The 22,974-nt window shown below is 61.3% G+C and carries 14 protein-coding genes; 11 read left to right on the forward strand and 3 right to left on the reverse strand.

Features of this window, described 5'->3' with window-relative positions; all coding sequences use genetic code 11:
- Window positions 1-415, reverse strand: a 415-nt coding sequence (locus HWX48_RS09640; protein WP_217701618.1) for a hypothetical protein, incomplete at its 3' end; no start/stop codon positions are given.
- 16 nt (window positions 416-431) lie between these two features.
- Window positions 432-3,398, reverse strand: a complete 2,967-nt coding sequence (locus HWX48_RS11365; protein WP_175957036.1) for a family 16 glycosylhydrolase — start codon at window positions 3,396-3,398, stop codon at window positions 432-434.
- Between the two features lie 386 nt (window positions 3,399-3,784).
- Between HWX48_RS11365 and HWX48_RS09650 the strand changes: the two genes are divergently transcribed.
- The 11 genes from HWX48_RS09650 to HWX48_RS09700 all read left to right on the forward strand — a co-directional run bounded on the left by HWX48_RS09650 (window position 3,785) and on the right by HWX48_RS09700 (window position 19,376).
- Window positions 3,785-5,152, forward strand: a complete 1,368-nt coding sequence (locus HWX48_RS09650; protein WP_175957037.1) for an ABC transporter substrate-binding protein — start codon at window positions 3,785-3,787, stop codon at window positions 5,150-5,152.
- Between the two features lie 157 nt (window positions 5,153-5,309).
- Window positions 5,310-6,215, forward strand: coding sequence for a carbohydrate ABC transporter permease (locus HWX48_RS09655; protein ID WP_175957039.1), 906 nt, complete (start codon window positions 5,310-5,312; stop codon window positions 6,213-6,215).
- On the forward strand, window positions 6,212-7,147 hold the full coding sequence (locus HWX48_RS09660; protein WP_217701619.1) for a carbohydrate ABC transporter permease: 936 nt from the start codon (window positions 6,212-6,214) through the stop codon (window positions 7,145-7,147). Before HWX48_RS09655 ends, HWX48_RS09660 begins: the two co-directional genes overlap by 4 nt.
- Before the next feature lie 205 nt (window positions 7,148-7,352).
- Entirely contained in the window at window positions 7,353-8,393 is a 1,041-nt protein-coding gene (locus HWX48_RS09665) for a LacI family DNA-binding transcriptional regulator (protein WP_175957040.1), read from the forward strand.
- Between the two features lie 145 nt (window positions 8,394-8,538).
- Window positions 8,539-8,895, forward strand: a complete 357-nt coding sequence (locus HWX48_RS09670; RefSeq protein ID WP_175957041.1) for a hypothetical protein — start codon at window positions 8,539-8,541, stop codon at window positions 8,893-8,895.
- Window positions 8,896-9,056: 161 nt separating this feature from the next.
- Window positions 9,057-9,545, forward strand: coding sequence for a TM2 domain-containing protein (locus HWX48_RS09675; RefSeq protein ID WP_217701620.1), 489 nt, complete (start codon window positions 9,057-9,059; stop codon window positions 9,543-9,545).
- Between the two features lie 403 nt (window positions 9,546-9,948).
- Window positions 9,949-11,706, forward strand: a complete 1,758-nt coding sequence (locus HWX48_RS09680) for an ABC-ATPase domain-containing protein (protein WP_175957043.1) — start codon at window positions 9,949-9,951, stop codon at window positions 11,704-11,706.
- Window positions 11,707-12,220: 514 nt separating this feature from the next.
- Entirely contained in the window at window positions 12,221-12,943 is a 723-nt protein-coding gene (locus HWX48_RS09685) for an ABC transporter ATP-binding protein (RefSeq protein WP_175957044.1), read from the forward strand.
- Window positions 12,940-15,453 carry an ABC transporter permease gene (locus HWX48_RS09690; protein WP_175957045.1) on the forward strand — a complete coding sequence of 838 codons (2,514 nt, stop codon included), beginning with the start codon at window positions 12,940-12,942 and terminating at the stop codon, window positions 15,451-15,453. Before HWX48_RS09685 ends, HWX48_RS09690 begins: the two co-directional genes overlap by 4 nt.
- 539 nt (window positions 15,454-15,992) lie before the next feature.
- Window positions 15,993-16,925 (forward strand): ribonuclease Z, encoded by a 933-nt coding sequence (locus HWX48_RS09695; RefSeq protein ID WP_175957046.1) that lies wholly within the window; start codon window positions 15,993-15,995, stop codon window positions 16,923-16,925.
- Between the two features lie 186 nt (window positions 16,926-17,111).
- On the forward strand, window positions 17,112-19,376 hold the full coding sequence (locus HWX48_RS09700) for a S9 family peptidase (RefSeq protein ID WP_175957047.1): 2,265 nt from the start codon (window positions 17,112-17,114) through the stop codon (window positions 19,374-19,376).
- 632 nt (window positions 19,377-20,008) lie between these two features.
- Here the strand turns inward: HWX48_RS09700 and HWX48_RS09705 are convergent.
- Window positions 20,009-22,759, reverse strand: coding sequence for a GDSL-type esterase/lipase family protein (locus HWX48_RS09705; RefSeq protein ID WP_175957048.1), 2,751 nt, complete (start codon window positions 22,757-22,759; stop codon window positions 20,009-20,011).
- Between the last annotated feature and the right edge of the window lie 215 nt (window positions 22,760-22,974).

Here is a 22,974-nt window from a genome sequence, read left to right on the forward strand (position 1 = left end):
GGTAGGTGGAGGCGCCCAGGGGGTGGGGGTCGATGCGGATGGTGCGGAACGCTGGGAAGATTTCCCGGCCTTCGCGTTGGATGCTGATTAGTGGCGTGCCGGTCCAGGCTTCAGCCTGGGTGGGGAGCAGGCTCGGGTGTTCTGGCGCTTCCACGCCTGCACCAAGGATCTGGGCTTTTTGAGCGCGAAGGAGTGAGTTCTTCGCGGGCGAGGGCAGCGTGCCCCCCTCCACCGTGTCCGCGTTGCCGCGCGTAGGGGTGCCAGCGTGACGGCCCAATAGGGACGAGAGGAATGCTGGTCCCCAGTAGCTGATGACCGGCAAACCATCACTTGGGCAGGACAGGACGAGGCTCGTTGCGGGGCGAGCGCTGGTCGCATCTGACGTGTGCGTGAGGTGGAGGGTGGAGGGGAGCATGTTCGCCTCTACTTGTTTAGTGGGTGTGTACTCGTCGTGTGAAGGCGCCTACTGCTGCGAGCAGACCTGCTGCCGTCAGAAGAATCGTCAGATCACTGCCGGTTTTTGCCAGGGATGGGGCGTTCGTGGACGAGGCCTTTGCTGGGTCTTGCCCTGCGCCCGGCGCCATTTTCTGGGGCGTCTTGTGGGGTGTTTTCTGGGCCGAATCTGGCGTGGTCTGTCCCTGTGAGGAGTGGTCGCCCTGTTTGGCGTTATTCGATGGCCCTTGACCGTTGGTCCCCGGCTTATTGGGCGAAGGAGTGTTGGGCTTGGAACCATCCTTCCCAGAACCGTCCTGGCCGGAACCGTTTTGCCCGGGATTATCTGGCTTGGGTTTACTCTGTCCGGGGTTATCCGGCTTGGGTTTACCCTGTCCGGGGTTGTCGGGCTTTGGTGTGTTTTGATCGTCCTGAGGTGGTGCCGGAGGAGCGGGGATCTCACACTGAAGGACAGTCACCTTCGCCAACTGGATGTCGGTGGCAGGAATTGCCGGTTTCGATGCTGCCTGCGCGCCACGCGGGATCCTGGGGAACACAACCTTGATGTACTTGGTGTCTGCAGGCAGGTCGTAAGCGTCAAAGGTGGTGCGGGCGTAACCGGGGTGGGGGTCGATGAAGTTATCCACGACCTTCATCGGCGCGGGTGTCCATGTGGTGCCATCTGGAGAACTCATCAGGCTGAAGTCGATCATTCCGGGGAAGTTGTCTCGGATGGAATAACCGCGGGTAATCCACCCGCCGTAGGAGTTGCTCACCTGGCTGGTTTTGCCGGGAATTGTTTGGTAGTAGGTCGTCAGGTGAACGTCCTTGGCGGTCGGCACTTCGTACACGAGGTATTGGGGGCCTTCAGCGTTATCTGCTACGGCAAGTCGGCTGTCTTCGTATCGAGGTTGGCCTCCGTAGAAGAAGTTGTTCTTGTTTTCGTAGTTGGCGCTGCCGCGGCTGAGGAATCGCAGTCCTTCTGAGCGTTCGGTGGGACGCAGGGTGTAGCTGTTTGTTGGGGCCTTTGGATCGAGGTCATCGAAGCGTACCTGAGGTTGGTCGGCGCGCTGATAGACGCGCACCCAGTCCACGAGGTAGCTGCTGTTTTGCTTGGTTTCTTGTTTGCGGTAGTCGACGTCTCCAACCCAGCCGTCTCCCACCTGGGTTTCAAGGATGGGGAACATGGGGCGGGTATGCATACCGTCAACGTTCTTGCCCTGCTCTGAGGTGAAGACTTTCTTTCCGTCGATGTACCAGGTGATTGCTTGGGGGTCCCATTCGACTTCGTAGACGTGGAAGTCTTGGCTCCATGCGACGGGGGAGAAGTTTTCTTGGCCGTGTGCGCTCTTGCTGACGCCAAGGACGCCGTAGTGGTTGGTGGTCCAGGCTCCCCAGGGGTTTTGTCCGAGGTATTCGAGGACGTCAATCTCGTCGTGTCCGGTTTCGTCTTGGGCGAGCATCCAGATGGCGGGCCAGATGCCCTTGGAGTCATTGACCTTTGCTCGGACGGCCATGCGCCCAAATTGGAAGGAGTATTTGTTCTTGGATTCCACGCGTCCCGATGACCACGTCACTTTGTGTGGGGGCGTGGCGGCATCGTACTGATCCCAGCCGACAGCGTCGATGAGCGCTTGTGTGCTGGGGTAGTTTGTTGAGGTGATGGACAGGTAGGAGCCGTCATTGTCTTTGTGGATGCTAACGGCGTCGCGGTTGTAGATGGCGGCGTGGTTCCACATCTTGTCGATGATGTTCCACTTGCTTTCGTCGACTGCGTCTCCGTTGAACTCGTCTTGCCATACGAGGGTGTCGTAGGCGCTGGTTGGGGGCGTGTACTCGGGTGCGCTTTCGTTAAAGTCGAGGCCTTCAGCCCAGATTTCCACTTCTTTGTACTTGGTGGGTTCGCCGTTGCTCTTATTGATGGTGAAGCGAATCGTGCGGCCGGTGATCTTTTGACCATCAAGAGTGATTTCGATGGGGTCGTTGCCGACCTGGATGTTACGTTGGCGGTAGATCTCGCGGCCGTTTCTTTGAGAACCTGCGGAGCGCACGTCAACGGCGATGCTGTCGTAGTGTCCGGGTTCTAGAGCGAGCACCACTCGTTTGATGGTGTAGGAATTGCGGTATTCAAACTGCAGCCACCGTTCCCCGAGGCTGTTATGGACGGCGTAGTTGTCGTCGATTTTTCCATCGCTGATGGCTGAGATATTCGTTGGGGTGAGGCCGTAGACGTAGGGGGTGTGCCCCAGGGCGATGTTGCGGCTTTCCGCGCGGGGAGGCAGTGTTTCTCCGTCCTTGGGGGTTGCCATGACTTCGATTTCTCGGAAGGCAACACCATTGGAGTACCCCGACCAGTTTCCGTTGAAGTTTCGGATGAAGTGGCCCTTTTGCCAGATGCGGACGTACCGGGCTGAGACCTTCCCTCCTTGAGGAAGGATGGTTTGGGGGGCCAGGTGGGTGGCCTGGGTTTCCTCGAAGTCAGCAGTATCCGAGATGACGGTAGGGTTGTCGAATGTGGGGGTGTCCGCTACCTCAACTTTGACGTTTTTAAAGGTTGATCCTGCGGCTTGGTAGCCGTTGTGGTGAAGGAGGATGCGTCCGATTTCGCGGGATTCTCCCAGATCGTATTGCAGGTAGACGTCATTCCAGGTGTCGAATCCGTTGTTATTGGCAGGGTTGCCGCTTTCGGCGCCTGCGAGGATCTTGGTGACGTTTGCGTCTTCACCGCTGTTGTTGGGGGTGAATCCTGTGTCTCCGTCTGTGGCAAAGTGCGGGTCTTTGATGGTGACGCGTGGGATGGTTGGATCGGCGCTTTCGTGTGTGAGGGTGGCATTCGAGGTTGGAGTGCGCCCTAGAAGCACGTTGATGAGCTGTGGCTCGTCGGCGTGTGCGGCGGGAGTAAGGAGGGGCATGATCAATGCCGTAGCGGCACATGCTGCCACATATTCTCGCCTGAGTGTGAACATGGTTTTCCTTTTGTCAGTGGGACAACGTTGTCCAGGTGTCCGCTGTAGCGGCATACCCTGAGCACAATGCTGTGGGGGCACAGTACTGTGGGTGCAAAATACCGTGGGGTGGTGAGGAGAAACATCGTCTTTCACCACTCTAGAGGTGACTTGGGAAGGATACCACGCCGCCTGCCACCATCCGCAAGTACTCCTTTTATTTTCCCGGAAATTCAGCGATTTTCGTGTTTGTGATTGACGTGGGAACGTTCCCATGAGTAACCTGTACTCCAATCTCACTTGGAGCCGTTGACGAATCGCACGATCCGACAATGACGTCACATGAGACATCCAATGACACACAGGCAGCGCACCCGCGCAGCACAACACCCTTCAAGGAGGAAGGCATGGCACGTTCACGAATTCTCTCGACCTCTGGTGCCCTCATGGTGGCAACAGCCCTCATGCTGGGCGCCTGCACCAACCCGGCAGCCAACGATTCGGCTACAGACACAGGGAGTTCCTCCGAACCAACCGTCAGCGGCGAATACTGGCCAGCCGCAACCGACAAGCTCGACGGCGTTGAACTGACCCTGTGGGCCGCTCAGACCTCCAACAAGATCCCCGCCAAGGTCGTCGAAGCCTTCCAGGCCGCCACCGGCGCCAAGGTCAAGGTCGACACCATCCCCGACAACTACGAGTCCAACGTCCAAACCAAGATCGCCACCGGCGACACCCCCGACATCATGTTCTGGCAGCCCGCCACCTCCACCCTTGCTGGCTTCGTTGCTCAGGACAAGCTCCAGAACCTCAAAGACATGCCGTGGATGGATGACTACGCGGACGGCATCGCCGATGCTGGTGGCAGCTACAACGGCGAACGCTACGCAGCACTCATCTCCTCCCCCGACGTGGAGGGCATCTACTACAACAAGAAGGTCTTCGAGGCTGCTGGCATCACTGAACTGCCGAAGAACTGGGCGGAGTTCATCGCCACCGCCGAAAAGATCAAGGCTGCTAATGTTCCCGGCGTGGCCTCTCCCCTCTTTGAGATGGCTGGCGACCAGTGGGGCACCCAGTGGGCCGTGAACGTTCAGCTCGCAGAAGCCGCCAAGGACGGCCTGTGGGACCGCATCAACACCGGCAAGGATTCCTTCGAAGGCGAGGACATCCTCGGGGCCATCAAGGAATACAAGTCCATGTTCGACAAGGGCCTGTACAACGCTGACGCCGGGTCGGCCACCTTCGATGATCAAACCAGCGCCCTGTGGGAAGGCAAGACAGCCATGATCATCCAGGCCAACGGCGCTTTCGGCCCCATTGCCGCCCTGGCCAATAATGACAAGAAAGCCCTGGACGAGACCATCGGCTTCTTCCCGATCTCCAAGGAAGGCAATATCGGCACCTCGATCCCCCAGCAGACCGGCGGCATCGTCCTATTCGCAACCGGTGACGCTACCCGCGAGGCCGCAGCCCGCCAGTTCCTCCACTTCTGGATGACCGACGGCTACGCCGAGTTCGTCAAGGACCAGAACATCGTCTCGGTCCTCAAGTCCGTCCCCTCCCCCGACTCCGTACCCCAGGCTCTGCTCGACTCGGCAGCATCCCTGGCCAACGCTGAAGGCTCCATGCAGTCCCAGGCCATCGCCAACCCTGACCTGTACCTCAACCTGGCCAATATGGTCAACGGCACGATGACCCCCGAGGAAGCAGCCAAGGCTACCCAGGATCAATTCGCTGAACTCGCCAAGGCCCAGGGCGCCGAAGGCTTCTGATACACCCGTTGGACGAGGGCGGGTGGTGAACCACCCACATTCACCACCCGCCCGAACCACATCAACGCACCCGGGCTCACGCCCACCCCCCTCCCCGCAAAGCTGCGGAAACACCTCGGCCTCGTCAAACCTGCGCACAACCCACAAAGGAGCGAGTATGAGCGTCACACCAACGAACGCCGGCCGCCTAAGGATGGAGTCGCAAAACTACCCGCTGCACTACCTCCTCCCGGCCGCCGCCATGCTGCTGGTCTTTTTCTTCGTCCCCACGGTGATGAACTTTATTTACGCCTTCACCGACTGGTCCGCATTCAAAAAAACCATCGCATTCAACGGCCTGGATAACATCTACTCGCTCTTCTCCTCCGGCGCCCTCCTGACCGACATTCGCATCACCATCACCTACGCGATCCTCGTCGCCGTCTTCCAAAACATCTTCGGCCTCGCCCTAGCCGTCCTCTTCGAGGAAGACACCACCCTCAACCGCCTGGGCCGCACCCTCTTCTTCATCCCGGTCATCATGTCGGCCCTGGCTGCTGGCTACATCTGGCAAGCCGTCCTCAAGACCGACGGCGTATTCAACCAGATCCTCAGCTATATCGTCGGCTACGACGTCGCCCTCCAATGGCTCGGCTCAACCACATGGACCCTCGTCATCATCGCCATGATCCACGCCTGGAAATGGATGGGCTTCTCCATGCTCACCTACCTGGCGGGCCTGAAAACCATTGACCACGAGATCCTCGAGGCCGCCGCCATGGACGGGGCCTCCCGCACCGCCACCTTCTGGCGCATTAAGTTCCCCCTCCTCGCCCCGGCCCTCACCTTCAATATCGCCACCGCCCTGCTGGGCTCCATGAACTCCTTCGACATCGTCCAGTCGCTCACAAATGGTGGCCCCGGTGGCTCCACGGAAATCCTCAACCTCTTCATCTGGCGCACCTTCGGTAAGGGCCTCTACGCCCAATCCACCACCATGAGCCTGGTGCTGTTCCTACTGGTCATGATCATGGCAATCCCCCTGATTACCGTGCTTCGTCGCAGGGAGAAGAAGATCCTATGATGTCCACACCAACAACCCTGGTATCCCGCGTTCGCTCAGCGCTGCCCTCTCGCTCCGCAGCAGGACGAGGCCGTCGCCCCGCCCCCACTGTCAGCATCGTCGGCAGCCAACGCTCCCTCAGCTCACGGATTCTTCACGCTATCCTCGTCGTTTTCGTCATTGTCACCCTGCTGGGTATCCCCCTGTGGATGGCGGTCATTACCGCCGGCAAGAGCCAGGCCGAGGCCGTCATCCCCGACCTCACCCTCCCCTCCGAATGGCATTTCCTGGAGAACTTCTCCACCGTCATCGTTGAAGGAAAAATGTGGAAGGCCCTGATCGGAAGCCTCCTGGTGACCGTGCCTTCGGTCTTTATCGCACTGCTGTTTGGCGCGATGGCCTCGTGGATTCTCGCCAGGCGCTCCTCACGTAAAGTCGCCGTCTTGTACTCGGTGATGATCTCTGGCCTGATCCTGCCGCCCTCAGTGGTAACCATCATGATGCTGCTACGCATGATGGGACTGGCGGGCACCGCAATCGGCATGATCTGCGTGTACGTGGGCATCTACCTGTCCATCGTCATCTTCTTCATCACCGGCTTCGTACGCACCATCCCCGTCTCCCTCGAAGAGTCGGCACGCATCGACGGAGCCCGGCCGCTGACCGTGTTCTTCACGATCATCTTCCCGCTGCTGCGCCCCACTCTGGCCTCAGCCACCATCCTCATTGTGCTCTACATCTGGAATGACGTGTTCTACGCGCTGTTCATCCTCTCGGGCAAGATGAGCACCCTGCCGCTGAACCTGTACAACGTCGCCAGCGCCGGCCTGTACCTGAACAACTGGCACCTGATCTTCGCCTACATCATCTTGATGACAATCCCGCTGCTGGTGATCTTCATCCTCGGTCAGCGCCGCATCATTTCAGGTATTACCGGCGGCGCAGTGAAGTAAGGTAACTCTGATACGCTCGCACCGAAGCTAGAGGGTTGAAGCTGGGCTGGCGCCACGTGCAGGAGGTGAAGCTGCGCTCCCCAGCTCATCCCACTACCCCACCACTCCCGCCGAACCTCGAACCCGGCCCTGCGGGTGACCTCGCCAGTCCCACCACCCCAATCCCCAACACCATACCGGCACCGCACACCCCAAGGAGACCCCGATGACACCATCCCGCGGGAAACGCCCCCCGGTCATCTCCGATGTGGCCGCATGCGCAGGCGTATCCGTGTCCACCGTGTCCCGCTACCTCAACGGGTCCAGCCACCTCAGCCCCGAAAGCGCCGAAAAAATCGCGCGTGCCATCGAACTGCTCGGATACCGACCAAACCTCGTCGCACGCGGACTCAAACGCTCCTCCATGCAAACCATCGCCGTGCTCTCAACCAACACAACCCTGCTGGGGTCTGCCGTGACCATCCAGGGCATCGAAGATGAGGCGCGCGCCCGAGGCTATTCGGTGATGATCTCTAAATTGGATCAGACCTCCCCCGCTGAAGTGCAAAAAGTGGTGGACACGGTGGTCGCCCTCAACCCCAGCGGCGTCATCGTCCTCAAGTACGATGCCACCGCCCAACGGGCACTCCACATGCTGTCGGCCGACCTGCCAACGGTTACCATCGGTGGGGCTGCAGAGGAAGCACGCGATCAGGTCTCCCTGTGCGAACGCGAAGGCGGGCAGGTGATGACGGAATACCTGTTGTCCCTTGGGCATGCTACGGTCCACCACATCGGGGTGCCGGTGCGCTCCGAAGGGACAAGCCGCACGGACGGCTGGGAGGCGGCCCTTCACGCGCGGGACCTGGCGGTGCCGCCGCCTCTGATCTGCGGGTGGGAGCCCTCTGCCGCCCGCCTGCTGGGTCGGGAATTGGCGGCCCGCGAGGACGTCAGTGCTGTGTTTGCCGGTAATGACGAGCTTGCTATGGGGCTGATCAGAGGGCTTCGCGAGGCAGGGCGCCCGGTGCCGGGGAGCGTGAGCGTCGTCGGCTTTGACGACCATCCTTTGGCAGATATCTGGGAGCCGGGTTTGACGACGTACCGTCAAGATTTTGCGGCTGCGGGCCGCGCTGCAGTGGAGTTGATGGTGAGCAGGGTTGAGGGACGCCAGAAGTCCGAGGAGCTGGCGCCGCGCCTGAGGGAAATTCGCGGTGTGCTGGTCGCTCGCGAATCTGCGCAGGCGCCCTCGAGTGCTGCAACGCCCTAAGGGTGGGGACGTGGCCGCAGCATGGAGGTTGAAGGTGTCGCGGCATGCATTAAGGATTTCGTGTGGCGAGAATTCCCTCGTGCGAAGGCCTTTAACATCAGTAGACTATTGCTTGCATTCGACTCACAAGAAATGAGGCTTCATCGTGTCTACTCCCTACATGCCTGAAGGTCAGGGTTACCCCCAGCAACCCAGCTACGCCGCGTCCGCCCTTGAGGTCGACACCCTTCGTTCGAACTCCACCATTGTTCTTGTTCTGGGCGTACTCGGCCTGGTTCTTATTGGCTGGTTTGGTTCCATTCCAGCGTGGATCTGGGGCAACTCGATCCTGAAGAAGGCTGAAGCTGCGGGCATTCCCGCAGATGTGGTTTCCAGTGCCCGTATCGGCAAGATTCTTGGCATCATCGGCACTGTCGTTGGCCTGGTTCTTCTGGTGCTCGTGTTCCTGTTCTTCGGAGCAATCATGGCTGCCGTGATGAGCGGACAGATTCCTACGAACTGACCAAGCACCTTCACTGTGCGGCCTCATCACCGCCGGGTGAAGACACAATCAGGGGGTGCGGCGCGTGTGCCGCACCCCCTGATTCTTCCCTGAGTGGCGGTTACATGGGGAGGACGGCGGCATATCCTTGTGTCATCCGCTTTTCGTTAAAGGACGTCATGATGTCAACCCCAAACCCGCAATTTGAAAATGACCCAAATGTGGGTCAGCCGCAATTCCAGCAGCAGGCACAACCCTCAGATCAGCCATATGATGCTGGCGCACAGCCTTACACAAGTGCTTCTCCCTACGATCAACAGCAGGGCTACGGATACCAGCAGGGATATGCCGGTGGCTACGCGCAGCAGGGTACTTATGCTCAGCAGAGCTATGGCTATGGCGCTCAGCAACCCTACGGCGCAGGTCTTGTTCCCAAGTCGAAGATTGCCGCTGGCCTGCTCGGCATTTTCCTGGGCGCTTTTGGTGCGCATAACTTCTACCTGGGTTTCTCCACGAAGGCAGTCATTCAGCTGCTTTTGACCATTCTCTCCTTCGGCACACTGATGTGGGTCTCGGGGATTTGGGGCCTCGTTGAGGGCATTCTTATTCTCACTTCGCAGCCTGGTACTCAGTGGCACCGCGATGCCCGCGGTGTAGAGCTGACCGACTGATCACTGCTCTGAACTCGGGGGGTGCGGCGCGTGTGCCGCACCCCCTTGTCGTATCACCCTGATTCCTTAAATCCTTTACAGTCTCATGCCCTGTAACACCCAGTGTTTTCAGCTGGCCGTCCCCTTTGCGGGAGGCCACTTGTCGCACACCGCCGCGCCCCAGCCGTGATGACGCCCGGATTTCGGGGTTTCCTCTGGCAGATTCACGGCAGCGATCATGGCGTTCCTGGGCTGCACTCACGGCTTTCCTGGGATGCGTTCATGGCTCTTCTCGCCCAGGGGGCTCCCAGCTGTGAGCCCAAACCTCCTCCACCTCTCCAAGGCCCCTTTTTGCGTTGAACGCACATGCGGGAACCCTCACCCTGAAAAACCAGCCCTTTGCCCGGCAAGCTAGGCTTGTTCTATGACTCCGCGCCCTCACTCTGCCTCCTCCGGTAATGTCCGCCGCCCCTCTCGCCCGAAGCAACGCCACTCGGGCAGCGACCAGGACCTCATCAATGAGGCAATCCGTATTGATTCTCGGCCCTACGGTTTCTACGGTGACCTGCTCGGAGACTGGGATTACGGAGATTTCATTCTCCACATTGACCGCATCCAGGCCGACCCTTACGCCCCGCCTTCAGCACTGCGCGTAACGGCATCGACCTCGGCCATGGGCCTGCCAGAATATGCCTTGAGCACCGCCGATCAACGCACGGCCACCGCCGATTACCTCGTGCGCGCATTCTCGAAGGCTATCGCCCGCAACTGCCCCTCACGCGCACTCCAGGTTGCTCGCACCGGCCAGGAGATTCTCGAACGCAGCGCCTGCACGGTTACCCCTCAGCATGTGGAGATCCGCTTCCAGCTTCAGCTTCCGGCGCGCGGGCGCACCATCATGGGGCGTGAAGCTGGGCGCCTGTTTGATGTTGACCTGCCTGACACCGTCATGGATACCCTCGACTTCGTGTCTGAGGAAGCCGCCGATCACCTGGCTGGTTTGACCGCTCACGTCCACGCGTATGAGGATTACCGCGCACTCTCTCAGTCTCTGACAGAACAGCAGTGGGTGGCTTTCGTGGCTGATGGTGCTGTGCTGGCCCGCCGCTCTGGAGTGTCTGAGCTGCCTCTCACGGATGCTGTACCGTTTGAGAGTCCTGAGTCCCTCACCGCGAGCGTCACCCTACCCCACGCTGGGACTGTGCGCGGTATGGCAATCCCTCCGGGCGTGACCGTGATTGCCGGTGGCGGCTACCACGGTAAATCCACGCTGCTCAATGCGATCCAACGCGGTGTCTACGCCCACGTTCCCGGGGATGGACGCGAGCTGGTTGCCACCACCGAGGCTGCCATGAAGATTCGTGCCGCTGACGGCCGTGCGGTCACCGCCGTGGATGTCTCCGCCTTCATCTCCCACCTGCCGGGAGGGGCGGACACTTCCCGTTTCAGTACGGAGAATGCCTCAGGATCAACCTCGCAGGCGGCTTCGATAATGGAGGCGGTTGAGGCTGGCTCTCCCTTGCTACTGCTAGACGAGGACACCTCGGCGACGAATCTACTGATCCGCGATACTCGTATGCGCGCACTCATTGCCGCCGAGAAGGAGCCCATCACCCCGCTAGTGGATCGAATTGGCGCGCTCTTTGCTGAGCGCGCCGTGTCCACCATCCTGGTCATGGGCGGCTCCGGTGACTACCTGGATGTGGCCGACACGGTGCTCATGTTGGATGAGTACCACTGCCTGGATGTCACCGCGCGTGCACGTTCCATCAGCACCGAGCTCCCCCGGGAACTCACCGCCCTGTCTGACTTCCCAGCCTCGCCTGGGCGCGTGCCCGTGCGCTCGCGTGGCGGCGGCGACAAGCCTAAGACGAAGGCCTCCGGCCTGGACACGATCATCATTGATAAGACCACTGTCGACGTGTCCGACATTGAGCAGATCGTTGATTCTGGTCAAACCGAGGCGATCGCCTGGATGCTGCGCGGCCTGCTCGAGGAATACGCTGACGCGCGCACTCCCCTGGCAGAACTGCTGGTGCGACTGGAACGCACCGTGAATTCTGAAGGCTTGGATGCGGTGATCAAGTTTGGTGCGCGCCCCTACCCAGCGTTTTTGGTGCGCCCGCGGCCGGTGGATTTGGCGGCGGCGATTAACCGTTATCGGGTCCTGAAGATCGCATGATCCCACAGAGCACGCATTTGTGGCGCGCAGGCTCATGCGCTCCCAGGTGTGCGCCCAGACGAAAACCTGTGTTCAGGCGCCTGTTTTGCCGCTGGGCGCACACCTCGGCGCCCGCGCTCCGCGCGCGGGCGCCTTCGCCCCGCCTAGTCCTCACACCCAACTGTGTCTTCAAGAGGCAAGTCTTCGCCTTCGACGGGAAGCCCTAGCCACCCCACGCGCTCCCGCATGTGATCCCAGGCCAGAATAGATGTCCTCGATGCCAGATCTCGCCTGGGCGCACACCTGGGCGCCTGCCCATCCCCCGCCTGCCCATCCCCCGCCTGCCCCATCTCGGCATCGGCACCCATCTCGACACCAGCCCCTCCCACCGCCCAAGTGCTGGCGCGCCCCGGCTCTCCCTCAAAGCCCTGAGCTTCAGAATTCCTGTCCCCCATCGCGCCACCGGCATATTTGGGGGAGCGATCAGGGCATCCCCCCATAGATCGCCACCACCCCCGCAACTGATGATGGTTATATGAATAGTTCACCCAGCATTGTCAGTCTGCGAGACCTCACCAAGATCTACGGTGAGGGTGACACCCGCGTTGTCGCCCTGGACTCCGTCAACGTCGACTTTGGCCGCGGCCAGTTCACCGCCATCATGGGCCCTTCAGGCTCAGGCAAGTCCACCATGCTCCACATGCTCGCAGGCCTTGACCACCCGACCTCAGGTACGGTCAGCATCGAAAACCAGGTCATCACCTCCCTCAAGGATGACGCCCTCACCACTGTGCGCCGTGATCGCATTGGCTTCGTCTTCCAAAGCTTCAACCTGGTCCCCACCCTCAACGCTCGCGACAACATCACCCTGCCCCTGCGCCTGGCAGGCAGGAAGGTTGACGAGGAATGGTTCAACGGCATTGTCTCCATCCTCGGTCTGAGTGACCGCCTCACCCACCGCCCCTCCGAACTCTCCGGCGGCCAGCAACAGCGCGTGGCTGTCGCTCGCGCCCTCGTGTCCAAGCCTGCGGTGATCGTCGCCGACGAACCTACCGGCAACCTCGACTCTCACTCCTCCCGCGAAGTCCTGAGCCTGCTGCGCCAATCCGTTGATGAGCTCGGGCAAAGCGTCATTATGGTTACTCACGATGGGGCCTCGGCCAGTATTGCCGACCGTGTGCTCGTTGTCCGCGACGGCCAGATCGTTGCCGACCTGGATGCCCCCTCTGAGGCATCCATTGCGGAGGCCCTCCGATGAGTGCCACCACTGACTTGATTGCGGCGAATGTGCGCAGCCACGCGCGCCGCTATGTCGCCACCGGTATTGCTGTGGCGATCTCTATGGCCTTCGTGTTGGTTTCCCTGTCGCTGACCTCAGCCCTGACCACGGTTCTGAGCCGGTCGATCACCGCCCAGTATCAGGGCGCTGCGGCTCTGGTGGGCGTTGATCGCACCATCGAATCCGATGAGCCCTTGGTCTTGAGTGACCTTCGCCCTGAGATCGAAAAGACTCCCGGCGTCGGCGCGATCGCTCCTATGAGCTTCAACTTCTACGAGTTCCACAAGGACTCCCAGCGTTCCCAGCGTCGGGTCTCCGCTGTCCTGCCTGACCCCTTCTTCCGCCCTACCCTGCGTGAAGGGGAGCTACCCACAACAAACAGTCAGGTGGCGATCGATGCTCAGCTCGCCGAGACTCTCAATCTTGCTGTGGGTGACACCGTTGATGTGCGCTCCGCGTACTCTTCTGACCGCTACCAGCAGGTGACCGTCACCGGCGTCGTGACGAGCCCCCTGTCGGCCATGCCTACTTCCTATGCGACTGAGTCCGCAATCAGTGCGGTCGTCGGCGAAGGAAGCCCCTTTGGCTACCTTGTGGCGCTGGACGCACAGGAGGGCGCTGCCACCCCTGAACAGCAAGAAGCCCTCGTCGCTGCCCTCAACAAGGCCCTGCCCGAGCACCCCGCCTTGGATATCAGCACCGGCGATCACGCCCGCGAGGAAGCCCTCAACTCCGCCAAACTGGACGCGGCTACCACCCAGGCGATCATTATGGTCTTCCCGGTGATCGCGATGGCCGTCGCACTCATTGTCGTCTCGACGACCTTCCAAGTGGTCCTCCACCAGCGCAAACGTGAGCTCGCCCTCCTGCGCACCTTGGGGGCCCGCTCCTCGCAAGTTCGCCGCATTATCATCGCCGAAACCCTGGTGGTTGGCCTCGTTGCTTCGCTCGTCGCTGTCCTCGTTGGCGCGGGACTGACGGCGGTTGGCCTGTGGGCGACCGGTTTAGCCTCGTCCTTCCTGGACGCGATCGGGATGATCTCCACCGCCAACGTGGGGATCACGCTGGCGCTCGGCACGCTGCTGACGCTGCTGGTGGGCGTGCGCCCCGCCCTCGGCGTTGCGCGCATCTCACCGATGGCTGCCCTGTCCCCCATTGACGAGGCCGCCGCCGTTTCTTCGCGCGCCTCGTGGGTGAAGTTCATCCTGGGTGGCCTGCTGACCGTCGGCGCGGGCGCGGGCATGTACATGGGTGTCCTGGCCGACTCCGAGAGCACGCGTTTTGGCCTCCTGCTGGGGGCTTCGGTGGTGGGCCTGGTTGGTTTCCTGGTGTTTATCAGCCCGCTGATGCCCGCCCTGACCCGCTCCTTTGGCTTGATGGGCCGCTCGATTGTGGGCACGATGGCGCGCGAAAACACGACGCGCAACCCCGGCCGCACCGCCGCGACGGGCGTCGCCATTGTCATTGGCGTGACTCTGGTGTCGACGATGCTGGTGGGCGCCTCCTCCCTGCGTGCGACCTTGGATGGCGAGGTTGACGCCCGCCGTCCGTTGGACTTGACCGTGCAGGTTCGCGAGGGTGAGCTGCCGTCTTCTGTGCGTTCGGCTGTGCCTGGTATTGCGGGCGTTGAGGCCAGCGTTGAGGGCTTGGCCTCGATGGGAGTGGTTGTTGAGTCGAGCATGCCGGAGGCGCAGCGCGCTGGGGCTGTGCGGTTGGGGATTGTTGGCCAGCCGGATCTGAATGTTGTGTCGCACTCGCCGATCACTCTGCTGGATGATGACAAGGTGCTGTTGCAGGATACTTTCGGTGTGGATGCCGGGACGGCGATGACCGTGTGTGTCGGTGATGAGTTGCAGTCCTGTGGCGAGTTCACGGCTGTCTTGTCTGAGACCACTCCCTATGCGGCGGTGATCAGCGAGAAGTCTCTGCTGGAGCTGGCTCCTGATGCTGTGGTTGACAGGGTGCATGTCAAGCTTGCTGAGGGCGCTGACGCGACTCAGGTTCAAAGCGACCTGGCCACCTTGGATGAGACGCTGCTGGTTGAGGGCGCTGCTCTTGAGCGCCAGATGTACACGCGCATGATCAACATTGCCTTGGGTATGGTCGTGGCGCTGCTGGGCGTGTCGGTGCTGGTGTCCCTGGTGGGCGTGACCAACACGCTGTCCTTGTCGGTCCGCGAGCGCACCCGCGAGAATGGCCTGCTGCGAGCTCTTGGTTTGAGCCGCAGGCAGATGCGCCGCATGCTGGCGTGGGAGGCGGTGTTTATTGCCGTGACGGCGACGCTGATTGGCTTGGTGCTTGGCGTGTTCTTCGGCTGGATTGGCATGTTGGCCTTGCCGGTGCAGGTGGAGACGCTCGTGATTGAGGTGCCGTGGCTGCAGCTTGCGGGCGTTGTGCTGGTGTCGGTGCTGTCGGCTGTGGTGGCCGCATGGTTGCCGGGGCGCCGGGCTGCGAGGACGTCGCCGGTGGTGGCCTTGGCTGATCAGTGACCTTGGTGGGGGTGAGGTGAGGGGAGGAGAGGCGTGCCTCTCCTCCCCTCACCGTGTCTCGGTCATGGTCGTCTGTTCTTCCCCTGTCCTGTCTTGGCCTCGCTCTGCCCTTCCCTGGCCTTCCTTCGCTTGTCTGGCCTTCCTTCGCTTCCTTGGCCTTCCTTCGCTTCTCTGGCCCGGCCTCATTCTTCGCTTGCTACAACTCCGTTCCTTGAGTCATGTGGCGTATTCGTACATCCTTTTGAGTTTCCAGAGGATCTGAAGAAGGTTGAGGCTTTAAGACAGGACGGGCGGCATCCGCGTCCTGAACGTCCTATGTCGCTGTTGAGACCTCTTGACAGCAGTATGTGGAACTATTGAGATAGCGTCGGGGTGGCACCAAGGTGAGGCATGTTCCTTGTGCTGCGGGGAATTAGACCTCAGACAGTACGGCTGGAGTCTCAGAACGAGGACTTTCCACCTGCGGCGCCGACACAGCGACACTGACACAACGACACGGGCACGGCGACAGTGACACGGGTAAAGAGAGTGAGCAGGTGATGAGCAATTTTGAATTTACTGCCCTTGGTACCTCCAGCTTCCTTCCTACGAAAACCCGTAACCACAACGGTTACCATCTGGCCTGGCAGGGGAAAGGGATCCTCTTCGATTGCGGCGAGGGCACGCAACGTCAGCTCACTTTCGCTGGGCTTGGTGTTCACAGCGTCCATGTCATTGCCCTGACTCACCTGCATGGGGATCATTGCCTTGGCCTTCCGGGAGTGTTGCAGCGGATTTCTTTGGAACAACCGCCGCATCCGGTGGTGGTGACCTTCCCGGCTGAGAGCCAGGAATATGTGGAGCGCTTGCACCATGCGAGCATCTATTACGACCAGGCGGAAGTCATCTACCGTCCGATTGAGCCCTCCGAGGAACCACAGGTGATCCTCTCTACCCCGCAGTTTGTCCTTTCTGCCGCACCCTTGAATCACCGGGTTCCTGCGGTTGGATACCGCGTGGAAGAACCTCCGGGGATCAGCTTTGACGGGCATGCCTTGGCCGAACGCGGCATTCGCGGGCCTCTGGTTGGCCAGCTGAAACGTGATGGCCGTATTGAGGTTGACGGCCGGATCACCACCCTGGAAGAGGTCTCCCGCCCACGCAAGGGGCGCTCTATGGCTTTCATTATGGATACTCGCCCATGCCGGGGCGCTGAGCTGCTTGCCCGCGACGTTGATCTGATGGTGATGGAAGCAACCTACGCCAATGACTGCGCTGCCCTGGCTGAGGAATACGGCCACTCCACGGCAGAGCAGGCTGCCCGCGTCGCAGTTGCGGCCAAAGCAAAAACCTTAGCCCTCACCCACTTTTCAACGCGTTACCCCAACACGGATGCGCATCTTGCGCAGGCCTGTGCCATTCACCCAAACGTGGTGGCGCTGTCGGATTTGGATCGAGTGCCGGTCGGGTTGCCTCAACGGGACAGTGCCTAGACATCCACACATGCCGCCCTGCCCTGCAAGGCGGCGATGTGCGGCATGACATCACTACGCTCAGTCCTCAGCCCCCACGGTATGCAGTTGCAGCCCCTCGGCTCCGGCGTGTGAGCCCAGGCCAATCTGGGGCCCTCAGAGCTGTTCACACGCCTGGATGCACACGCGGGAGCCTAGACTTTCCCCATGACTATTGACCCCACTGTTTCCACCCCGCCCATTGCAGCGCGCCGCCTGGGAACCCGCGTGCGCGACATTCACGGCGACTACTTCGACGACCCTTGGGATTGGCTGCGAGAGAAAGACAATCCTGAAGTCATTGCCCACCTCAATGCCGAAAACGCCTGGACCGACCATGTGTGCGCCCCCACCCTGGACCTGCAGCGCTCCCTGGTCGCCGAATTCAAGGCCTACACCACAGAGACCGATGTTTCGGTGCCCCTACGCGAAGGTGACTACTGGTACTACCGCCGCACTCAGGAGGGCCAGTCCTACGCCACCCACCATCGCCTTCACATGTCCCAGTGTGAGGCCTCCGGCGACAACGCAGACCTGCCTCCCGTCCTCACCCCCGGCCAGCCTCACCCCGGCGAGGAACTGCTGGTGGACGAGAACGCTTACGCCAAAGGCCAGGAGTTCTTCCGTCTCGCCACCCTCACCCCCAGCCCTGATGGGCAGCTCATCGCCTGGGCCCGCGACTTCTCGGGCGATGAACGCTGGACCTGGGTCATCCAAACCCCTGACGGCACCATCGTCGATGAAACGGTGACCGACACCGGCTACGGCCTGGCCTGGTCGGCTGACTCCTCAGCCTTTATCTACACGCGCCTGGATGAGGCGTGGCGCCAGTGCGAACTGTGGGTTCACCGCGTCGGCACCGACCCCAGCGAGGATCGCCTGCTGCTCTCCGAACCCGACGAGGCCTTCGACCTGTGGTTTGCCCCCTCCCGCGACCCCCGGTGGGTGGCGATCCACTCGACCTCCCCCACAACGGGTGAAGCCTGGCTGTGGTCCGCTCACGCGCCACTCACCGCCCCTGTGCCGGTGACCGGCCGCGAGCAGGGCGTCCTTGTGGGCTGCGAGCCCGCAGGCGACCACCTGCTCATCGTCCACTCGCGCTCCAGCCGCGAAGGCTCCGTGGCGGCCGCCCCCATCCCTGCCGACCTCGCGGCGCGCATGGCTGGCGAGGGCGCAGCGGTGGCCTCGTCAGCCATCAACACCACCCTCCCCGCCACCCCGATTGCGCCGCCCTCAACGTGGGTGAGCGTGCGGGAGCCTCGTGAGGGGGAACGGATTGCCGAGGTCGAAGCCTTCGCGTCCTTCATGCTGGTCACCATGCGTTCGGGGTCGCTCACCCAGGTCGCCTGCCACCAGCGCGCCACCAGGGCGGGCGCGGAGCCTGTGCCTGGCGGCGACCTGGAGGGCCTGTGGGATGAGGGTCGTTTCGTTGAGGTCGAATCCCCCGTCCGCACCCTCATTACCGGAGGTGGCGGTCGTTTTGAGGACACCTCCTTCACCATTGAGCATCAGAGCGTCACCGTGCCGCCCACCGCCGAACGCGTTGAGGTGGGCTCTTTTGAGCGCAGGGTGCTCAAGCGGCTTGAGGTGCCCGGATGGGATCCGGCACAGTTCGTGGAGGAGCGCGTGTGGGTGCCCTCGCGGGATAGTCGGGTGCAGATTCCGGTCACGCTGATCCGCCACCGCGACACCCTGCCCGACGGCACGAATGCCGGGTGGATTCACGGCTACGGCTCCTACGAGATCAGCTTCGACGCGGAGTTCGACATCCTGCGCCTACCGGCCTTGCAGCGCGGCATGGTGCACGCGATTGCTCATATTCGAGGCGGCGGCGAAATGGGCCGCGCCTGGTACGAGGACGGGAAGGAACTGGTGAAGGTCAATACCTTCACGGACTTCATTGATGTTGCTCAGTGGCTGCAGGCCTCGGGCTGGGTGGCTGAGGATCGTCTGATTGCTGAGGGCCGTTCGGCCGGTGGCCTATTGATGGGTGCGGTGACGAATATGGCGCCGCAGACCTTCCGCGCGGTGTTGGCGGGCGTGCCTTTTGTAGATGCGCTGACGACCATCCTGGACGCCTCGCTGCCGTTGACTGTGGGCGAGTGGGAGGAATGGGGGAATCCCATTGAGTCGGCGCAGGTGTATGCGTTGATGCGCTCCTACACGCCCTATGAGAATGTGGCCGAGGGCGTGGTGCACCCGGCGATTATGGCCACAACATCCTTGAATGACACGCGCGTGTACTACGTGGAACCCGCCAAGTGGGTGCAGCGCTTGCGTGAGGTGAGCGCCTCGGATCAGGAGGAGCGCCCGATTGTGCTGCGTACGGAGATGGTCGCCGGGCATGGTGGTCGTTCGGGCCGTTACGGCCGGTGGGAGGCCCGCGCTGAGGAGTTTGCCTTCGTCATGTCTCAGGTGGGGGTCACCGCGTAAGTGTTCCCAGGGAAAGAGGGCGCGGCGTTCCGTGTGGGATGCCGCGCCCTTCTTTTGTCTGCTGCGGCTCCCAGGTGTGCATCCAAGAGATGAAGCGCGGTAAAGGTGCGTGTCATGTCGTGGCGTCACAGGTGGGAGCCACAGGCGTCAGGATCGAGAGGGCAAGGAGGACTCACGGGGGTCAGAGGGGCAAGCGGAGCGCACTGCTGTAACCCTCCCACTGCGTTCACAGGTAGCCCCGCCTACACCTAACAGCTTGGGTTGACCACAGGTCGACGGCCCTCCGCATGCAGCGTCCGCTCTTTGCTCTGCACATCTGGCGACACCGCACTCCTGCCTGCCTCCGGACAAGAAAATCAGTCTCCGGACATAAAAAGGTGGCGGGGCGTGAAAGTGAATTTCACGCCCCGCCACCTGGACGCCTTGCACCGTCAGCGAGAAGCTATTGCGCCTCCTCAGCGCGGAGTGCCTCTAGTTTCCGCGACGGGGACCGGGGCCGGTCAGGCCTGGCACCGTCAACTTGGATCCAGTCAGGCTGGATCCAGTCAGGGGCCAGTCAGCCCGATACCAGTCAGGGGCCAGTCAGCCCGATACCAGTCAGGGGCGAGCCAGGCCCGGCTCCAGTCGGCATTTCAGCGGCGGCGGGTGCGCACCATCATGATGCCACCGATCACCATGAGCGCACCGGCCCCAGCGAGCATGCCTGCATCTACACCGGTATTGGCAAGTGCGCCCTGCTTGGTGTAGCCCTTCGGGGCGACGCCTGCCTGAGGCTTGCCTTCGGGCTGAGGCTTGTTCCCGGGGGCGGGAGCAGTGCCAGAGTTGTCCCCGGGTTGGGTGCCGCCGGGGGTGTTGCCTCCAGGGTTGTTACCTCCGGGGGTGTTGCCGCCGGGTGCGGGGTCCGTGGTCGGCGGCACGGGAAGGACAGGGGCGCCCAGGGGAGTGTCGTCACATGCGTCGCCGATGCCGTCCTTGTCGGTGTCGATCTGTTCGGGGTTGCGGTCGGCAGGGCAGTTGTCCTGCGCGTCGTCAATGAGGTCGCCATCCTTGGTGACGGTCACCTCGACGGTGCCGACGGCGGTGCGCCCGAACTTGTCGGTGACACGCACGGCCACATTACCGGTGAAGGGTGCTGTGTAGCGGTGTCCCTGCAGGGGGTTTGCTGCCTCGCCTGCGGGAACTTCGGAGGTGAGGTCGTAGGCGCCATCCCCGTCGACATCCCATTCGTACTTCATGAGGCTTCCCTCGGCTGCGAAGGAGCCGGAGGCATCGAGGACGAACTCTTCACCGACAGCGAGCACGTCAACGCTGCTGATGCGTGCCGTGGGCGGATCCACGATGAGCGGGCGCACGGTTTCGAGGGCGGTGACGTGTCCGCCTGTGGTGTGGGACAGGTTGGTTAGTGCGGGGCTGGTTTCGTTGTCGGGGTCGAGGACGAGGATTTCTGCGGTGTTCGCGGTGAATGCGTCCTGAGCGAGCGCTGCCCAGTCAAGGGCGTTGTTTGCGTCATTGTCGGCCAGTTCGCCATCGCCGAGAAGGAGCACTCGCTTGCGTGCGCCTGCGGTGAAGGGCATGGCGATAGCCTTTTTGAGGGCGTTGTAGACGGCGGGACCGCCAGCTTCGCCGTTCGCTTCGAGGCCATCAACCAGAGCGAGGAAGGCGTCGCGGTCGGCGGTGAACTCGCTGAGAACCATGACTTCTTCCAGGGGTGCTGCTGGGGCAGGCTGCGCGTTTTCAGCGGGCTTGTCGGCATTGCCAGCAGTGTTGGTATCGCTGGTGACGGTGGCGTCTGCGGCGGTGTCGGTGGCCCCCGGTGCACCGGGAGCCGGAGTGTCGTTGGTGTTGCCACTTGCAGCATCGCCGGACACAACAAGAGGTGTACCTACGAGGTCGTCAGTCTCATCGCTTTCCTCGGTGGAGGTCACGGTTGCTTCTGCCTCGGCGGGTTGTGCTGCTTCTTCACGGTCTTCTGCGGTAGTTGCCGAGCGGAATGCGCTTACCGAGCGGAAACCGGCAACCGTGCGAGGAACGGGTGCTGCGTTCGCTGCGGGCGCTTCTGCTTCTGCGGGGGCTGCTGGAGTTGCACCTGGCGTTGCTTCGGGGGTCACAGCGCCGGGGGTGACATCTGCTCCAGGAGTGCCTTCAGCACCAGGGGTTGCTTCCGCGCCGGGGGTAGTTTCCGCGCCGGGTGCGGGTGCAGGCGGCGCTACGGGCAGATCGCGGAAGGTCACGAGGGAGAAGCGTGCTTCCTTTCCGGCATCGGTAGCGGTGCGGGTGGCCTCGTCAACGACGCGGCGGATCTGCTTCTTGATCTGGTCGAGTTTTTCAGCGGTGGCCGTGGAGGTTTCGACGACGAAGACAATGTCCGAATCGCGCTTGGGGTTGCGCACGGAACGCACGTTGCTGGGAATGCCGATCTTCTGCTGGAGAAGGTTGGCGATTTCCGCGTGGCCGGTGATATTGGGGTGATACCAGGAGGAGTAGTCAGCTCCACCAAAGATCAACCCGAGAATACTCTGCTCCTTGGAGGTAACGGTGCCGTCATGCCCAGCCTTTCCTTCATCTTCAAGGAACTCATTCAGCCAACGAAGAGGATTGCGGGTATCCTGATCCGGGTCTGGTTCATGACCGGCAAAGTGAATCTCTGTCGGCACAAAGGTGACCTTCACCGTGTTGGCAGAATCGGCGTTCCACGTATCAACAAGCTTTTGTTGCTCTTGCGTAGCAAACATGCCGAACTCGCGAATCTTCTGGGCAGCAGGGAAAGTCTCTTTCCTCTTCTTCAGACTCCAGTCCTTATCCATACTGAGTAGCGGGTAGCCCACGAGGATAATCTGCGCATCCGACTCGAGTTTAGCCTGGGCAGCTTTGAGAACTTTCACGATGTTTTCGCGTGTTTCCGGGAAGGTTGTTTCAGCGAACGTCATCGCTTTTTTGCACGCGTCATAACCCGAGAGATACTTAGCGAAACAGCCCTTCACGATCTCTTCGAACTTGATGTCATTACCGCCGATGGTCAGCATGACGACATCCGTGGTTGGGTCAAGTGCTGGAATCTGCTTCTCAAGGACATTCTTCGTCACTGCACCTGATGCCGCCAGGTTATGCACGGTGGTATGCACACCTTGGGAGTTGAGCCAGTTGACGTAGGTGTGGCCCCAGTTGCGGGTGGAGCGATATGAACCCTTTGGGCCGTAGTAGGCTCCTGCGCCATTGCCGGCGGTGTAGGAGTCTCCGATGAGGGTGACTGTCAGGTACTTGCCGCTGTCGTCGGCGTGTGCGGGGAGGGAGAAGGTGCCCATCGCGGTAGCGACGGCTGCCAGCCCTGCCAGAAACTTCGTCGTTGTCTTGAACATGCGCACCATGCTAAAGGGCAAATTCATGCTCCTTTGACACGCTGTAAGGATTTGAAGACTCTGGTTCAGAAGTGAGTGATTTTTCTTTTCTGATCAGGTCATTTTTCAAGAATCGCGAGCGTGGGGGAGGATGCCTGCGGCATGGTTGATGACGGTCAAGAAGGCGGGAGGCGAAGGCAATTCTGACCATAAGTGCAGTATTGATGATGACATAGGGAAGCACCACCACTATCCTGCATGGC

Origin of the sequence: Schaalia sp. Marseille-Q2122 (genome assembly GCF_903645355.1) — a bacterium.
GTDB lineage: Bacteria > Actinomycetota > Actinomycetes > Actinomycetales > Actinomycetaceae > Pauljensenia.

Bases quoted from the DNA above. Each gene is read 5' to 3' on its own strand.
- HWX48_RS11365 (WP_175957036.1), bottom strand. From the start codon at position 3,398: ATGTTCACACTCAGGCGAGAATATGTGGCAGCATGTGCCGCTACGGCA.
- HWX48_RS09650 (WP_175957037.1), top strand. From the start codon at position 3,785: ATGGCACGTTCACGAATTCTCTCGACCTCTGGTGCCCTCATGGTGGCA.
- HWX48_RS09655 (WP_175957039.1), top strand. From the start codon at position 5,310: ATGAGCGTCACACCAACGAACGCCGGCCGCCTAAGGATGGAGTCGCAA.
- HWX48_RS09660 (WP_217701619.1), top strand. From the start codon at position 6,212: ATGATGTCCACACCAACAACCCTGGTATCCCGCGTTCGCTCAGCGCTG.
- HWX48_RS09665 (WP_175957040.1), top strand. From the start codon at position 7,353: ATGACACCATCCCGCGGGAAACGCCCCCCGGTCATCTCCGATGTGGCC.
- HWX48_RS09675 (WP_217701620.1), top strand. From the start codon at position 9,057: ATGTCAACCCCAAACCCGCAATTTGAAAATGACCCAAATGTGGGTCAG.
- HWX48_RS09680 (WP_175957043.1), top strand. From the start codon at position 9,949: ATGACTCCGCGCCCTCACTCTGCCTCCTCCGGTAATGTCCGCCGCCCC.
- HWX48_RS09685 (WP_175957044.1), top strand. From the start codon at position 12,221: ATGAATAGTTCACCCAGCATTGTCAGTCTGCGAGACCTCACCAAGATC.
- HWX48_RS09690 (WP_175957045.1), top strand. From the start codon at position 12,940: ATGAGTGCCACCACTGACTTGATTGCGGCGAATGTGCGCAGCCACGCG.
- HWX48_RS09695 (WP_175957046.1), top strand. From the start codon at position 15,993: ATGAGCAATTTTGAATTTACTGCCCTTGGTACCTCCAGCTTCCTTCCT.
- HWX48_RS09700 (WP_175957047.1), top strand. From the start codon at position 17,112: ATGACTATTGACCCCACTGTTTCCACCCCGCCCATTGCAGCGCGCCGC.
- HWX48_RS09705 (WP_175957048.1), bottom strand. From the start codon at position 22,759: ATGAATTTGCCCTTTAGCATGGTGCGCATGTTCAAGACAACGACGAAG.